The organism is Bordetella genomosp. 8 (genome assembly GCF_002119685.1).
Classification (GTDB): Bacteria; Pseudomonadota; Gammaproteobacteria; order Burkholderiales; family Burkholderiaceae_B; genus Bordetella_C.
The window spans coordinates 1,444,618-1,457,851 of sequence record NZ_CP021108.1 but is presented as its reverse complement, the minus strand read 5'-3'; the positions used below and the strand labels follow the sequence as shown (position 1 = coordinate 1,457,851).

13 protein-coding genes and 1 tRNA gene are annotated in these 13,234 nt (G+C 61.6%); 6 read left to right on the top strand and 8 right to left on the bottom strand.

The window, feature by feature from the left end; genetic code table 11:
- Nucleotides 1-57 precede the first annotated feature (57 nt).
- The 5 genes from CAL12_RS06645 to CAL12_RS06625 all read left to right on the top strand — a co-directional run bounded on the left by CAL12_RS06645 (nucleotide 58) and on the right by CAL12_RS06625 (nucleotide 5,544).
- Nucleotides 58-2,370, top strand: a complete 2,313-nt coding sequence (locus CAL12_RS06645; protein WP_232464722.1) for a TonB-dependent siderophore receptor — start codon at nucleotides 58-60, stop codon at nucleotides 2,368-2,370.
- A gap of 74 nt (nucleotides 2,371-2,444) precedes the next feature.
- On the top strand, nucleotides 2,445-2,900 hold the full coding sequence (locus tag CAL12_RS06640) for a hypothetical protein (protein ID WP_086067713.1): 456 nt from the start codon (nucleotides 2,445-2,447) through the stop codon (nucleotides 2,898-2,900).
- On the top strand, nucleotides 2,887-3,288 hold the full coding sequence (locus CAL12_RS06635; protein ID WP_086063767.1) for a hypothetical protein: 402 nt from the start codon (nucleotides 2,887-2,889) through the stop codon (nucleotides 3,286-3,288). The genes CAL12_RS06640 and CAL12_RS06635 overlap by 14 nt, the downstream gene beginning before the upstream one ends.
- Before the next feature lie 1,055 nt (nucleotides 3,289-4,343).
- Entirely contained in the window at nucleotides 4,344-4,841 is a 498-nt protein-coding gene (locus CAL12_RS06630; protein ID WP_086063766.1) for a DUF4189 domain-containing protein, read from the top strand.
- Nucleotides 4,786-5,544, top strand: a complete 759-nt coding sequence (locus tag CAL12_RS06625; protein WP_086063765.1) for an AbiV family abortive infection protein — start codon at nucleotides 4,786-4,788, stop codon at nucleotides 5,542-5,544. Before CAL12_RS06630 ends, CAL12_RS06625 begins: the two co-directional genes overlap by 56 nt.
- A 337-nt stretch (nucleotides 5,545-5,881) precedes the next feature.
- Here CAL12_RS06625 and CAL12_RS06620 read toward each other — a convergent pair whose 3' ends face one another.
- The 3 genes from CAL12_RS06620 to CAL12_RS06610 all read right to left on the bottom strand — a co-directional run bounded on the left by CAL12_RS06620 (nucleotide 5,882) and on the right by CAL12_RS06610 (nucleotide 7,323).
- Nucleotides 5,882-6,739, bottom strand: coding sequence for a Fic/DOC family protein (locus CAL12_RS06620; protein WP_198298395.1), 858 nt, complete (start codon nucleotides 6,737-6,739; stop codon nucleotides 5,882-5,884).
- Nucleotides 6,740-6,842: 103 nt separating this feature from the next.
- Complete coding sequence (locus tag CAL12_RS06615) at nucleotides 6,843-7,037, bottom strand: antitoxin VbhA family protein (RefSeq protein WP_086063764.1); 195 nt, start codon at nucleotides 7,035-7,037, stop codon at nucleotides 6,843-6,845.
- 209 nt (nucleotides 7,038-7,246) lie between these two features.
- Nucleotides 7,247-7,323 (bottom strand) — tRNA-Pro (locus CAL12_RS06610).
- 163 nt (nucleotides 7,324-7,486) lie between these two features.
- On the opposite strand from CAL12_RS06610, the gene CAL12_RS06605 reads away from it, so the two are divergent.
- Nucleotides 7,487-8,212, top strand: a complete 726-nt coding sequence (locus CAL12_RS06605; protein ID WP_157792907.1) for a class II aldolase/adducin family protein — start codon at nucleotides 7,487-7,489, stop codon at nucleotides 8,210-8,212.
- Here CAL12_RS06605 and CAL12_RS06600 read toward each other — a convergent pair.
- The 5 genes from CAL12_RS06600 to pstS all read right to left on the bottom strand — a co-directional run bounded on the left by CAL12_RS06600 (nucleotide 8,209) and on the right by pstS (nucleotide 13,195).
- Entirely contained in the window at nucleotides 8,209-9,153 is a 945-nt protein-coding gene (locus CAL12_RS06600) for a helix-turn-helix domain-containing protein (protein ID WP_086063762.1), read from the bottom strand. The genes CAL12_RS06605 and CAL12_RS06600 overlap by 4 nt on opposite strands.
- A 219-nt stretch (nucleotides 9,154-9,372) precedes the next feature.
- Entirely contained in the window at nucleotides 9,373-10,149 is a 777-nt protein-coding gene (gene pstB, locus CAL12_RS06595; RefSeq protein WP_086063761.1) for a phosphate ABC transporter ATP-binding protein PstB, read from the bottom strand.
- A gap of 53 nt (nucleotides 10,150-10,202) precedes the next feature.
- On the bottom strand, nucleotides 10,203-11,060 hold the full coding sequence (gene pstA, locus CAL12_RS06590; protein ID WP_086063760.1) for a phosphate ABC transporter permease PstA: 858 nt from the start codon (nucleotides 11,058-11,060) through the stop codon (nucleotides 10,203-10,205).
- Between the two features lie 17 nt (nucleotides 11,061-11,077).
- Entirely contained in the window at nucleotides 11,078-12,094 is a 1,017-nt protein-coding gene (gene pstC / locus CAL12_RS06585; RefSeq protein WP_086063759.1) for a phosphate ABC transporter permease subunit PstC, read from the bottom strand.
- 66 nt (nucleotides 12,095-12,160) lie between these two features.
- Entirely contained in the window at nucleotides 12,161-13,195 is a 1,035-nt protein-coding gene (gene pstS / locus CAL12_RS06580) for a phosphate ABC transporter substrate-binding protein PstS (RefSeq protein WP_420042758.1), read from the bottom strand.
- Between the last annotated feature and the right edge of the window lie 39 nt (nucleotides 13,196-13,234).

Sequence of the window (13,234 nt, the reverse complement as noted above, 5' to 3'; positions counted from 1 at the left end):
CCCTCCACTTTGTCTACATTGTTAAATACGGCGTCCAAATGAGAATGAGTATTGTTGATGCCCACCTCCACCATTGCCGGGAAGTCCAATCGGCCGATCGATATGCGCGCGACGCGCGCCGCCCATCCTTATCTGGCCGGGCGGTACAAGGCCGCCATGAGGAACGGGCCCCGCACCATGCTGGGCTCGGCAGTCGCGGCGGCGGTCTTCATCAGTGCGCAGGGCGCATTCGCCGCCGAGTCCGCGCAGATTCAAGCCAAGGAGGAGGAGGCGTCCCAGGAGGGAATAGCCTTGCCGGCCATTACCGTAACGGGCCACGCGGATTCGGCGACCACCGAAGGTACTGGCTCCTACACCACGGGCGAGACCACGGCGGCCACGCGGCTACCGCTGTCGCTGCAGGAAACACCGCAGTCGATAACGGTGATCACGCGCCAGCGCATGGACGACCAGCAATTGAATTCAGTGCAGGACGTGTTGGAGAACACCACGGGCATCTCTTCGTACCAGTCCGACAGCGAGCGAACGAGTTTCTATTCGCGCGGCTTTCTGATCAACAACGTCCAGTACGACGGCATACCTACGGTCCTCGGTGATACCGTCAATGGGAGCGGCATCAGCTCTCTCGATACCGCCTTCTATGACCGTGTCGAGGTCGTGCGCGGCGCCTCCGGCTTGCTGACCGGCACCGGCAACCCCTCGGCCGCCATCAACCTGGTGCGCAAGCGACCGACCCCTGACTTCTCGGCGTCTGCTTCGGTCGGCGCGGGGAGCTGGGATACCCACCGGGAGATGGCTGACATCTCGACCCCGTTGACCGAGGACGGTCGCATCCGCGCGCGCATAGTCGGGACGAACCAGGACGGACACTCGTACCTCGACGGCTACAGGCCGCGGAGGAAAGGGTTCTACGGCATCATCGAGGCAGACCTGACTCCAGACACGACGGTGAGCCTGGGCTATGACTACCAGGACATCACGCCCAAGGGCACCACCTGGGGCGGTTTGCCGCTGTGGCTCAGCGACGGCACGCAAGCAGATTATTTGCGCTCCAAGACCTATGCGCAGGATTGGAGCCATTCGGACACTACGCTGAAGACGGCTTTTGCCGAGATCGAGCACCGCTTTCACAACGGCTGGAACGTGCGGGCCGTGGCCAACCAGTACCGCACCAACTTCGACGCGGAACTGCTTGGCTTGGTGGGCAACCCCGATCGTGCGACGGGACTGGGCACTTATCCCTACGGGGCTTATCCGGTGGCACTGGCGTCCCAGGCGCGCAGCCGTCAAAACACCTTTGACGTGATGGCGAGCGGCCCCTTCGAACTGCTGGGCCGTCAACACGACTTGGTGATGGGGGCGACGAGTTCGCGCCGCACGGCCAGCCAGGAGGATGTCCCGCCTTTCTATCCAGGCTTTACGCCGGTCAATATCTATACCCTGAGCCCGGCCTATCCCCGGCCTGACTTCGATGCCATGACCTGGATACCGACCCGCACCCGAATAAAGCAGAGCGGTGTCTACAGCGCGGCCCGCTTCTCGCTGGCTGAACCCCTGAAACTGATTGTCGGCGGCCGCTTCACCAACTACGAAATCGACGAGGACGCCAATGGCAGCCCGTTGCACTACAAGAAGAACAGCGAATTCACGCCGTACGCCGGCTTGGTCTACGACATCGACAAGACTTACTCGGCCTACGTCAGCTACACCGGGATCTTCAACCCGCAGACCGACTATCGGGACAGCAAGGGCAACGTGCTCACGCCGTCGAAGGGGAAAACCAAGGAAATCGGCCTCAAGGGCGCCTACATGGACGGGCGACTGAATGCGTCGGTGGCCTTGTTCGAGACCGAGCTGGACAACGCGGCGCAGATGGTCGCCGGAACCCTTACACCAGGCGGCGCCCAAGCCTACGAAAACGCCGACGGGACGAAGTCTCGCGGGATCGAGCTGGATTTGCAGGGTGAACTGGCGCGTGGCTGGAATATCTATGCAGGTATCGCGCATTTCACGGCCAGCGATAGCGATGGCGTCCGCCTGAATTCACAAATTCCGCGTACCACCGCCCAACTTTTCACGACCTACCAGTTGCCGGGAGCTTGGAGCAAGTTGACCGTGGGCGGCGGCGTCAAATGGCAAAGCCGCATCTACGAGGCGCCCAACACCGGCACGAGCACGCGGGGCGGGGAACAGAGCCCATATGGCCTGGTGTCGCTGCTGGCACGTTACGCCATCTCGAAGCAAACGAACGTGGCGGTCAACGTCAACAACTTGTTTGATAAGAAGTACGCGCTACAGAAGGGCGATTTCGACACCGTGGGCTATGGCGCACCCCGTAACGTGATGGTGACGCTGAACTATAGATATTGATTCGCTCGCAGGCGAACGCTGCGCCCGTGAGAGATCCGCGGATGTACAGCCCATTTGATTACCGAGAGGCTCCGATGCGCCTTCAGCCCACCCTACTCCCCACCTCCGACGCAGCCACGAACGACCCGAACAAGCCCGCCTTGTTCTGGTTGACGACAGCCACTGGCGCCGTGCTTTTCGTCACCTTCCAGTTGTTTTTCTACGTAAACGACTTCGTGAGAGCACGGGGAACAACACCAACGATTACGTTCGAGCCCGGAATACTGTGGATGTTTTCCGCATTCTATGGTTCCTGGATCGTCACGGTGCTACTCGCGCTGGCCGGAACCCGTAAGGCTCAGTGGGTTGCGCTGGTACTCGGCAGCCTGCTTGTCGTCCTGAATACCCTCGGAGGAATCTCAGACGGGTTGCGCGACGGTTGGCACATTGCCTTTTCGGCAGTGTTCTTCATCACGTTGCCCGGCGTGTTCGCCATCGCGGCCACCTGGCGTCGCATCAAAAACAAAGGAAACCATCATGGCGATGAATAGTTCTGATTTCCCTTTGGTCTGGATGAATCTTACGCAAGAGTCCGGCCATGACCAGCAGAAGGACTTCCACGAATTCGAAGCGATTTTGCAGCGTGGAGAGCCCTTCGTTCTCTTGACCGATACCGCTCCCGCCGCAGACCACGAGCACTCACCGGAAGAAAAGAAACGCACCGCGCTCTGGATGAAAAAGCACAAGGTCGAATTGCGAAGGCTGGTTCTTGCAATGATCCTGGTCGAGCCCAACTCGGCAAAACGCCTGGGCCTCAAGGCATTTGCCGCCGTTTTTGCCAAGTTCTGGGGCTATCCTCTGCTTCTTGCTCCGTCGCGTGAGCAGGCGATAGAAATGGCCAGGGGACTGCTGTCGATGGACGAGAAGCCATCTGCCTGATGGCCTCTCCTCGTCCGCTTTCACAGGCACCCGTCTCCGCTCACTGCCGCGGCGAGGCTTTGACATAAGCGCTGTTCCGTCATCGATTCCCACAGCACCAGCAGGCCACCCGCCGTCATCGAGCATCGCACCGTGCCACAAGGCGTCCAATTCCTTAGCGCCGGCTGCGAGCCAGGCATTACATAAAGCTTTTTTTCTGCTGACCTGGACTAAAGATTCTGAGCCCTTACGTAGGTTGTAGGATCGGGTTTCGCAGTCCGGCGGCTACGCGTTGTATGCCGCCCATCATGGTAGTTCGTCGCGCTTGCCGTGCTGAATCACGGAAGGACGACCGGAAAGGGCGGGCGCGCAGGCCGCAGGCGGAGCGCAGGCACCGAACGGGAGAGCACCTGGCGTAGCGCACCCTTGATACAGTCGGCGCTTTAGGGCGACGTTCTGACAGGACAGGCATTGCGCCATTGCGATTGCGTGCGCGAACCGGCCGCGCGGCGAGCTCCCCTAGCCGGTAGGGCTCTCACTCCGAGTGTCCGCAGGACACTGGCAAGCGGAGCGCGCAGCGCCGAACGCGCGAAGGCGTGAGCCGACCGTAGGGAGGGAAGGATGGAAGCCCGATAGCGGCGAGACAGGCGGAGCCTGGCTCGATGCATCGCAAGACAGCCCGACCCGGGGCCCCAGGCGCAGGGACACGCACCGCGACAGTGGTGACGCGAAGCAGCCGCGACGACTATCGGCGCACCTCTAACTCGATCCATGGCCTCCAACGATGTCGTTGCAGTTCATGACCGGCCAGCGGTACGATCGGCGTCGGGAAACGAGGAGTGGAACGATGGCACGCGAGCCCCCCATGCGTATGATGTCTGTGGCTCACACAACTGCTCAGTGCTTTGCCAGAACGAGTGAACTGGCTCGAAGCCTTGCACTTTTCACATCGCGACTTGGCGCAATGGGTACCTTGCGTTGGCGGTAGGTCCCACTGCTGAAGATTGATTCGCCACCTGGGGCATCCAGGTGCAGCGCCCGAAAGGCGCTGCCCGACATCTTGAGGAAACCAGCTGATGAAGTTCATCGCCTTCGGGTTTTTGCTTTTGCTTGCTGCTCCCTTTGCGGCTCACGCGCAGTGCGCACCCGGTATCCCAGGTGCCGGGAACCCGGGCTGCATTCCTCCTTCGGCGCCCAATTCCCCCTATAACCAAGGTGACGGCGCCCCAGCTTTGCCTCAAGCCCCACCACCCGTATGGCAAGACCGTTGGGGAGCTATTGCCTTTGATGAAGCTACCTCTAGCGCTGGTGTTTCCACGAACCAGACATCGCAACGCCACGCGGAATCCATGGCACTGTCGAACTGCGAAAAGGCGGGCGGAAAACATTGCCAGGTCAACGTCACCTACCACAACCAGTGCGTTGCCGTAGCACAAAAACCTGGAGGTGGCCGTATCGGCGTTTCACGCGGCCCTTCCATCAAGAAGGCCTCCGACGTCGCGCTGAAGAACTGCGGATCTGATTCCTGCAAAGTCGCGTATAGCAATTGCACCGACGCGGTACGAGTTCAGTGACGGCATCTCGCAGTGCTCACACGGGGTCGGTCGGGACGTAGGCGCCGAAAAAATATACGCCAACGCGGAAGCGCTGTTCAGCGAAGCAACCATCCTCGCTGACAGCAAGGCGTGGCCTCGCGCGCTGCTCCTTCATCAGATTGCCCTGGAGGAATGCGCAAAGGTTAACGCACTCGGCACCGCCGTCACGGCGCTGCTGATGGGTCATGAAATTAACGTCGACGCATTGCGCCGAGAGTTCCGGCGCCATAAATACAAGAATAAGACGAACGCCTACTTTCTGCCGACCACGCACGTTGAACGACTAGCTCGCGACAGTGGCGATTTCGAAGCTGCGCATCAAGAGTTCAAACAGCTTCAAGAGGCATTTCATCAGGAATCGAACAACGATAAAAACGCATCGCTCTACGTTGACTTCGGAGACACTTTCACATCCCCGCAAGAACTCATCAATGAAGAGGCCTTCATTAAAGTCCGAAAGCGCGACGAAGAGTTCATGTCGATTGCGTTCCACCATATCAGGATGTTGCGCGGCTGGGCGGGTGACTTGAAACGCAGCGCTGAACAACTCACCGAGGCGGTGACCGCACTGGGCATCACCGACCTCGAACGTAACAACAAGGAGCAGTTGGAGTCCTTCTTGGATTCGCTCGGCGACAAGATAGAGGAGCTAGCGCGAAAGCGACCGGCCAGCGTACAGTAATTGGGGCCGGACAATTTCGCCCGCACCCACGCTCTACCCGCACGCTGCTCGCTTTCTTAACGCCCGATATCGCGCCTGTCACTGCCAGACGAATGCTCACCACTTCCCCCGGCGACAGGGCGTATTTTCCCAGTTTGATCTGTCAGCTCTGTGGCAGCGAGATCAAGACAGCGGATGTCTTTTCAGGGTCGGTAGCTGACCTTTGCGATCTTCCGCTACCGGCTGGATGCGACGTTCGCCAGCATCCATCGACAACCCGAACATTTCAGTCATGGCGCGAGGAGATTCAATTTCGGCGCGCAGCCATGTCGGTGATGCCGCAGCGGTTAACCAAGGTTTAGCGGTCCAAGTCTCTTCTGTGGTCCCGCGCCATGTCGCGTTGGGTGTCATGAGATGGCGCAGAGTCGCCGCTATGCATATCCACTATGCCGACGGCGCCATGAGGATACCGGATATCGACCACGGAACCAGGAGCGACCCCGGCAAGCCCGGAGAGAGCTCGCCGGTTATGCAGGACGATCTCCTTCACGTGCTCCGTCGCGGCCTGTACTACGTATCGCTCTGTCAGTCCCAACACCGCGCCGGCATAGGTGTGTCCGGCCTCAGCTCGAACGAGCTGAACGTCGTGGCCATAGGTCGCCGCGACCAGGTCGAGCACATACGCGCGCTCGGGATCTTGCAGATTGCTTTGGATCAGCCTGGCCATTCTCGAAGAATCGCCGTGATACGCCTCTATGGCCGCCTGCGTCATTTCATCACGCTCGATGGCACGCCAATCAATGTCGTAGCCGGCTCCGCGCGCCAATTGGCCGATGAATTCTCGAATCGAACGCCCGTTGCCCTCGCGAAAGGGATGCAACACGTTCAATTCGCCCAAGTAGTGCCCAGCGCGTGCACTGAAAATGGAAGGCGTTAAGCCCTTGAGGAACTGTTCTTGTGCCAACTTCCTTGTGATTTGCGGTGCGTAGCTGACAATCTGTTCATGACTCGCGAATCTTGTTGAGCCTTTGGTGATGTCGACGGACCGAATATCACCGGCCCATGCGTAAATGTCCTTGAACAGGTGCCGGTGTATGGCCTGCAGATGCGCCAGATCGAATTTCCCAACGATTGGCTCCGCACGCAGCTCATTTGAACGCAACGCAGCGAGTGCGGCTTCGGTCCTATCGAGCGCATCTTGGCTTGCGATATTCAAACGTTCCGCAGCACGCCAGACTGTTGATCGGTGTACGGATCTGACCTATCCGTCGGGTACTTAGCCATCGCGAGACCAAAAAAAAACCGGCCCAAATGGCCGGTTAGATACCAAATTCACCGGCGAGAGCTCGCCGTTTCACCTTTTCAACTATCTCTTCGGTGGTCACTTCGCCATCAGCGATGCGGTGCATGTCAGCGATGGTTTCCGCATCGACCTCCAGGTCTTCCAACCGCTGGCTCGCTACGGCGTTTTCTACTGCTCGGTGCCGCTGCCAAGAGAGGAAATTAGAGTCCATATTAGGCTCCTTAGAGACCTCTATTTTACCTCAGGGCATGGCCCTACGCCGAGGTGTTTCAGCCGCTAAACGGCCCGGTAGTGCACCAACCGAGGCTTAGGGGCCAGGAGACTTCAAAACCCCTGGTAAACACGAGACACCGTAGAGTGCACCATCAATAAAAGGGGGGTCCAAACCGTTCTTACCGGTCTACAAGACGCCGATTCAAATGGTCGGGGCGGCGGGATTCGAACTCGCGACCCTCTGCTCCCAAAGCAGATGCGCTACCAGGCTGCGCTACGCCCCGACGGGCCGTCCGGCATTCCGAACGGGCCTGCATTGTACCCGAGATGACCGTCGCCCTTTCTCATGCCGCGACGCATGGCGCCCTTTCCCCAGGGCAACAAGGGTTTGTTCCCAATACGGCACAAGTTCCAAATATGGTATTTTCCCGGGAAGGAGCAACGCACATGACCACTGACCTGAAATCCCTGAAACGCGACCTGGCGTTGGCGCATCGCCTGCTGGTGGACCAAGGCGCGATGGACGCGTTCGGCCACGTCAGCGTGCGGCATCCCGATCGCCCCGACCGTTTCCTGCTGCCCGTCGCCGGCGCGCCCAGCCGCGTGACCCCCGACGACATCATCGAATACGACATGAACGCGGAGCCGGTCGAACCCACCCCGGCCGGGCTGTTTTCCGAGCGCATCATCCACAGCGCCATCTTCCGCGCCCGTCCCGACGTCGGCGCCGTGTGCCATCACCATTCGCCAGCCATCATGCCCTTCGCGCAAACGGGCGCCTCGTTGAAGCCGAGCTGCCAGACGGGCGCCGCCATGGGCGCGCAAGTGCCCTACTGGGACAGCCGCGACGAATTCGGCGATACGCGGCTGCTGGTGGTCACGCAGGCCGAAGGCGACTCGCTGGCGCGCGCGCTGGGGCCCTGGTGGACGGTGCTGATGCGCCGGCATGGCGCTACCGTGGCGGGACGCGACCTGCATGAATGCATCTTCCGCACGGTGCATGGCTGCGCGGATGCCGCCAGCCAGATACGCGCCGCCGCGCTGGGCCCCGTACAGGTGCTCAGCGAACAGGAACAGAACCTGGCCGGCACGCTGCGGCCCGATCCCATCATGCGCTGCTGGTCGCACTGGACGGCTGTGATGAATCCTGTCCTGGCGCTGCCCGACGCCTAGCGCCTGTTGGCTTTGGCGGACGCGCTCGATACGCCATCCTTCGCGGCGCGCCCCGGCCCGGCCGGGTCGGCATCCAGCAAGGCACGCAGATAGTCCACCGCGGCACTCCCCTTCAGCGCCGTCTTCCACGCGTCCTTGACGATCTGGTCATGCAGCTTCAGCGCCTCGGGCGCCGAGGTCAACATCGCCACGCCCACCCGGATATTGGGCTGCGCGCCCAGGCGGAAAGGACTGATGGTGAGCGTACTGCGCTCCGCCTGGCGGAATATCTGGAATCCGTTCAGCGGCAGGGTATCCGTGACGATCCCGACCTGCACGCCCAGGTTGTCGGCCTCGATCAAGCCGGCCAGGTGTTCGATTTCCGCGCGGGTGGCCGCGTGCCGTTCCTGCAAGGTTTTCTCGGGCAGATCTCCCCGCCCCAGCAGTCCACCGTTCAGGAAACGCTTGATCTGCTCGGCCGAGATCAGGTTGACGATGCTGGGACGCCGCCGCATATAGGTGCGCTTGCGCTCACGCAGGATCTCCATGATCAGGTCGATATCCGCCAGCGTACGCTTGCGGCGCGGCGCGTCTTCCGGGACGCTCTCGCGCAGCACCTGTTCCAGGTTGCCGTTGAACTCGTCGGACGCCAGCAGGAAGGAAACAGGCCCCGCCAGCACGATGATCTGGTCGGCGCCTTCTTCCAGTTGCCGCGTGCGCTCGAAATAGCTGACCGCCGAGGCCATGTATTCGATGCCTACGCCCAGCAGCGTCGGCATGGAGACATCCAGCAGGTCCGACAGGCGCTCCAGCGTGTCGACCTTGGCGATCTCGCCCTTTTCCACACGGTAGAGCGCGGTGCGCGAGATCCCGATTTTCTGGGCGACCTCGTCGGCGCTCAGGCCCGACGCCATGCGGAAGGCCTTTACCCGTTTTCCTATATCTTCATAGCGCCAGCGCATTCAATGACTCCTGTCTCCCAGCGGCCGCGCGATTCCAGGCCGGCCCGGCGCGGACGGACGCCGCCGCCCCGCGGTGTGCGGATTGTATAGCGGCGGACCAATTCTGGTACGGTGGCGCAAACCCACGCATCAAAACGCCCGCACGTGCACGACACGCGTCCTGGGCGCCAAACGCAAAGGGCCGCGAAGGCGGCCCCTTGCATTGCGGGAGGCGGGGACTCAGCCGAAGCGGCCGGTGATGTAGTCTTCCGTTTCCTTGCGGCGCGGCTTGACGAAGATCTGGTCGGTATCGCCGAATTCCATCAATTCGCCCAGGTACATGTAGGCGGTGTAGTCCGAGCAGCGGGCCGCCTGCTGCATGTTGTGCGTCACGATCACCACCGTGTACTCGTTCTTGAGTTCGGCGATCAGTTCCTCGATCTTGGCGGTGGAAATCGGATCCAGCGCCGAGCACGGCTCGTCCAGCAACAGCACCTCGGGTTTGATGGCGACGCCGCGCGCGATGCACAGGCGCTGCTGCTGGCCGCCGGACAAACTGTTGCCGCTTTGATGGATCTTGTCCTTGACCTCGTTCCACAGGGCGGCCTTGGTCAGCGCCCATTCCACGCGCTCGTCCATTTCGCCCTTGCTCAGGCGCTCGAACAGGCGCACGCCGAAGGCAATGTTGTCGTAGATGCTCATGGGGAACGGCGTCGGCTTCTGGAACACCATGCCGACCTTGGCGCGGATGAGCGAGATATCCGTCTTGGTGGTCAGCAGGTTCTCGCCGTCCAGCAGGATTTCGCCTTCCGCGCGCTGGCCGGGATACAGCTCGAACATGCGGTTGAACGTGCGCAGCAGCGTCGACTTGCCGCAGCCCGACGGGCCGATGAAGGCGGTGACCTTCTTTTCCCGGATCGACATGTTCACGTTGCGGATCGCGTGGAACTTGCCGTAGTAGAAGTTCAGGTTCTTGACCTCGAGCTTCGAGGTGGTGGATTGTGCGGTGTTTTCCATATTGTTTCCCAAGGCCGCGCCAGCGGCGCGAGCGGCGGATCAGGTCGGTCGGGTCAGGACTTGCGGAACATGTTGCGGGCGACGATGTTGATCGCCAGGACGACCAGGGTGATCAAGCCGGCGCCGGCCCAGGCCAGGTTGTTCCATTCCTTGAACGGGCTGGCCGCGAACTGGTAGATCACTACCGGCAGGTTGGCCATGGGTGCGTTCATGTTCAGCGACATGAACTGGTTGGAAAGCGCGGTGAACAGCAGCGGCGCGGTTTCGCCGGAGATGCGGGCGATGGCCAGCAGCACGCCGGTCATGATGCCCGACCGAGCGGCGCGATAGCACACCATGGTGATCATGCGCCACTTGGGGCAGCCCAACGCGGCGGTGGCTTCGCGCAGGCCGTTCGGCACCAGCAGCAACATGTTGTCGGTCGTGCGGACCACCACCGGCACCACCAGGATGGCCAGCGCCAGCGAGCCCGCCCAGCCCGAGTAGTGGCCTACCTGGGCGACGTACACGGCATAGATGAACAGGCCGATGATGATGGACGGCGCCGACAGCAGCACGTCGTTCAGGAAGCGCGTGGCGGGCGCCAGCCATCCGCTGCGGCCATATTCGGCCAGGTAGGTGCCGGCCAGGATGCCGACCGGCGTGCCGATCAGGGTGCCCACGCCGACCATCAGCAGGCTGCCGGTGATGGCGTTGATCAGCCCGCCCGCCTGTCCCGGCGGCGGCGTGATTTCGGTGAACAACGTGAACGAGATCGCGGCGCCGCCCTTCACCAGCAGCGTGACGATGATCCAGAACAGCCAGAACAGGCCGAACACCAGCGCCGCCATCGACAGGGTCAGCATGACCTTGTTGACGACACTGCGGCGCCGGTAGATGGCGTTCTGCATATTGATGACGGATACGGCCATGACGATTTCCGGACGCCTCAGTTTTTCTTGCCTTCCTGCAGCGACAGCCGAACCAGCAGCAGCTTCGACAGCGCGAGGACGATGGTAGTGATGATGAACAGCACCAGGCCCAGTTCCAGCAGCGCGGACTTCTGTATGCCGCCCGCTTCGTTGAACTCGTTGGCCAGCGCGGAAGCGATGGAGTTGCCGGGCGAAAACAGCGAACTGTTCAACGAGAACGAATTCCCGATGACGAAGGTCACCGCCATGGTTTCGCCCAGCGCCCGGCCCAGCCCCAGCATGACGCCGCCGATGACGCCGGACTTGGTGAACGGCAGGACCACCTTCCACATGACTTCCCAGGTGGTGCTGCCCAGGCCGTAGGCGGACTCCTTCAGCATCGGCGGCACCAGCTCGAACACGTCGCGCATGACGGCCGTGATGAAGGGAATGATCATGATGGACAAGATCAGTCCGGCGGTGAAGATGCCGATGCCGAACGGCGGGCCGGCGAACCAGCCGCCGATCAGCGGAATGCTGCCCAGCACATCGATCAGGGTGGGCTGCACGTACTGCTGGAACACCGGCACGAAGACGAACAGGCCCCACATGCCGTAGATGATGGACGGGATCGCCGCCAGCATTTCGATGGCCGTACCCAAAGGACGGCGCAGCCAGGTGGGCGACAGCTCGGTCAGGAAGATGGCGATGCCGAACGAGACCGGCACGGCGATCAGCAGCGCGATGATGGACGTCGCCAGCGTGCCGTAGATAGGCACCACGGCGCCGAAGTTGCGCTTGACCGGATCCCAGTCATTGGTGAAGAGAAACGACAGCCCGTATTGGGACAGGGTCTCGCGGCTGCCGTAGATCAAGGAAATCAGTACCGCCGCCAGCAGGCTGAATACCAGGAAGGCGAACAGACGCGTCAGGTTCCTGAACAGCGCATCCATCAGCGCGTTGTTGTTTTGCTTCATTGGGGAGGGTGTGCCGTGTAGTGCGGAGACTTCCGCTTCGTGCGGAATCGGCACATTATTATCCACTACCGCGCTCATGGATGGGCTTTCCTTGGGGGGGACAAAGGCCCGGGCGACAGTGCCCGGGCCTTTCGGGGAACCGCTTTACTTCCAGACAGCCTTGCCGTCAGCCGACTTGATCTGGCTCCACGAAGCGCGGATCTGCGTCGTCACGGCGTCGGGCAGGGGCACGTAGTCCAGCGCGGTGGCGGACTGCTGGCCGCTCTTGAAGGCCCAGTCGAAGAACTTCAGCACGGCCTCGCCTTGGGCGGGCTTGTCCTGGGACTTGTGCACCAGGATGAAGGTGGCCGACGTCACGGGCCAGGACTTGTCGCCCGGCTCGTTGGTCAGCACCACGCCCATGCCGGGCGCGCTCTTCCAGTCGGCATTGGCGGCGGCGGCGGCGAAGGCCGCCTGCTCGGGCTGCACGAACTTGCCGGCGTCGTTCTTCAGCTGCGTCCAGGCCAGCTTGTTCTGCTTGGCGTAGGCGTATTCGACGTAGCCGATGGAGTTCTTCAGCTGGCCGACGTAGGCGGACACGCCTTCGTTGCCCTTGCCGCCCTGGCCCACGGGCCACTTGACGGCCTTGCCTTCACCGACTTGCGCCTTCCAGTCGGCCGACACCTTGGACAGGTAGTTGGTCCAGCCGAAGGTCGTGCCCGAGCCGTCCGAACGGTGCACCACGATGATGTCGGCCGACGGCAGCTTGACGTCGGGGTTCATCGCCGTAATCTGGGCGTCGTTCCACTTCTTGATCTTGCCCTGGAAGATGTCGGCCAGCACCGGGCCGGACAGCTTCAATTGGCCAGCCTGGATGCCGTCGATGTTCACCACGGCGACCGTGCCGCCGATCACGGCCGGGAATTGCAGCAGGCCGTTCTTGTCCAGGTCGGCACCGCTCATCGGATCATCCGACGCGCCGAAGTCCACGGTCTTGGCGATGATCTGCTGCTGGCCGCCGCCCGAACCGATGGATTGATAGTTCACCGCGGTGCCCGTGGCCGCCTTGTAGTCCGACGCCCACTTGGCGTAGACGGGGTACGGGAAGGAGGCGCCAGCACCGGTGATGTCGGCGGCCTGCACGGCGAAAACCGCAGCGCTCAGGGCGATGCCCAGGGAGATCTGCTTGAACACACGCATTGGGATTTCCTTATCGTCGGGGGTAAATGACCGTGGGCC

Excerpts from the sequence above, each read along its gene's own strand:
- CAL12_RS06645 (WP_232464722.1), top strand. The coding sequence starts at position 58 with ATGCCCACCTCCACCATTGCCGGGAAGTCCAATCGGCCGATCGATATG.
- CAL12_RS06640 (WP_086067713.1), top strand. The coding sequence starts at position 2,445 with ATGCGCCTTCAGCCCACCCTACTCCCCACCTCCGACGCAGCCACGAAC.
- CAL12_RS06635 (WP_086063767.1), top strand. The coding sequence starts at position 2,887 with ATGGCGATGAATAGTTCTGATTTCCCTTTGGTCTGGATGAATCTTACG.
- CAL12_RS06630 (WP_086063766.1), top strand. The coding sequence starts at position 4,344 with ATGAAGTTCATCGCCTTCGGGTTTTTGCTTTTGCTTGCTGCTCCCTTT.
- CAL12_RS06615 (WP_086063764.1), bottom strand. The coding sequence starts at position 7,037 with ATGGACTCTAATTTCCTCTCTTGGCAGCGGCACCGAGCAGTAGAAAAC.
- CAL12_RS06605 (WP_157792907.1), top strand. The coding sequence starts at position 7,487 with ATGACCACTGACCTGAAATCCCTGAAACGCGACCTGGCGTTGGCGCAT.
- CAL12_RS06600 (WP_086063762.1), bottom strand. The coding sequence starts at position 9,153 with ATGCGCTGGCGCTATGAAGATATAGGAAAACGGGTAAAGGCCTTCCGC.
- pstB (WP_086063761.1), bottom strand. The coding sequence starts at position 10,149 with ATGGAAAACACCGCACAATCCACCACCTCGAAGCTCGAGGTCAAGAAC.
- pstA (WP_086063760.1), bottom strand. The coding sequence starts at position 11,060 with ATGGCCGTATCCGTCATCAATATGCAGAACGCCATCTACCGGCGCCGC.
- pstC (WP_086063759.1), bottom strand. The coding sequence starts at position 12,094 with ATGAGCGCGGTAGTGGATAATAATGTGCCGATTCCGCACGAAGCGGAA.
- pstS (WP_420042758.1), bottom strand. The coding sequence starts at position 13,195 with ATGCGTGTGTTCAAGCAGATCTCCCTGGGCATCGCCCTGAGCGCTGCG.